This window comes from Paraburkholderia sp. SSBN10T (genome assembly GCF_056619545.1).
Map to the genome: position 1 here is coordinate 1 of NZ_JBWQQI010000056.1, position 1,248 is coordinate 1,248.

Here is a 1,248-nt window from a genome sequence, read left to right on the forward strand (position 1 = left end):
TGAAGTGGTCAAGTAATCCTGGACACTTTTTCTGCTTTCCACCTTTTCTGCATGGTGACTTCATATTCGGCGGGTGGCATATTGCCCGCCGCCGAGTGCAGCCGCCGCTGGTTGTAAAACGTCAGGATGTAATCGGTGACATCCGTCTTTGCTGCGAGATAGTCCCGGTACGGACGCAGCCTGACCCGTTCGGTTTTCAGGCTGCGGAAGAAGCGTTCTACCACCGCGTTGTCCCAGCAGTTGCCCTTGCGACTCATGCTCTGCGTGATCCTGTTCTGGCTGAGGAAGTACCGGAACACATGGCTGGTGTACTGGCAGCCCTGGTCCGAATGGAACATCAGCCCTGAGGCGGGACGACGCGCGTCCAGCGCCAGCTGCAAAGCCCGTATCACGAGGTTGGTGTCGGGCGAGGCCGAGCAGGCCCATCCGACCACACGCCGCGAGAACAGGTCCATCACGACCGCCAGGTACAGCCAGCCTTCCTGAGTCCAGACATACGTCACATCACCGGCCCAGACCCGGTTGGGCATCCCGATATTGAACGCCCGCTCCAGCAGGTTGGGCGCGGGAGCCGCTGCGCCGCCGCCCTTCGGATACTGATGGGTGCGTACCACGCGGGCCTGCACGCCGGCTTCGCGCATCAGGCTGCGGGCGCGGTGCCGTCCCGCGTTATGACCGCACCGGCGCAGCTCCTGCGACATGCGCCGGCTGCCACACGTCTGGTCGTACTGCGCGTGAATGGCACACACGTCGCGCAGCGCCCCCTGCCGCTTCGGGTGCAGGCGGGCACGGCTGACCTTCCACGCGTAGTAACTGCTACGCGCCACCCCCACGGCCCGGCAGACAGCCGCTACCGGATAGGCCTTCCCTGCACGCTGGATCACTTCGTATTGCGATCCAGTTCCTTGACAAAGAAGGCCGTGGACTTTTTTAAAATGTCGCGCTCCCGCTCCAGTTCGGCCACCCGCCTTTCCAGCTCCTGAATGCGGGTCTGGGCAGGCGTCGAGCCGGCCTTGGGCGGCTGCGTCACCGCGCCCTGCGGCAGGCGATCACCCATCCAGCGACGCAATGCCGTCTCGCCAATTCCCAGCGCCCGCGCGGCCTTCGTGACCGTGTAGCCCTGTTGCAGCACCAGATCAACTGCATCTTCCTTGAACTGTTCCGAGAATTCCCGTCTTCCCATCTGACACCTCTCTGTCTGGGTATAAGTCTACCTTTTGAGGTGTCCAGGTTCATTAGGCCACTACA

1 protein-coding gene is annotated in these 1,248 nt (G+C 62.6%); it reads right to left on the minus strand.

Annotated elements, in window-relative coordinates:
* Positions 1–8: 8 nt before the first annotated feature.
* A protein-coding gene (locus tag AC1ECK_RS36600) for an IS3 family transposase (RefSeq protein WP_480328172.1) occupies positions 9–1,183 on the minus strand; the annotation gives its coding sequence in 2 pieces (ribosomal slippage) (positions 9–925 and positions 925–1,183; 1,176 coding nt in all).
* Positions 1,184–1,248: the final 65 nt, after the last annotated feature.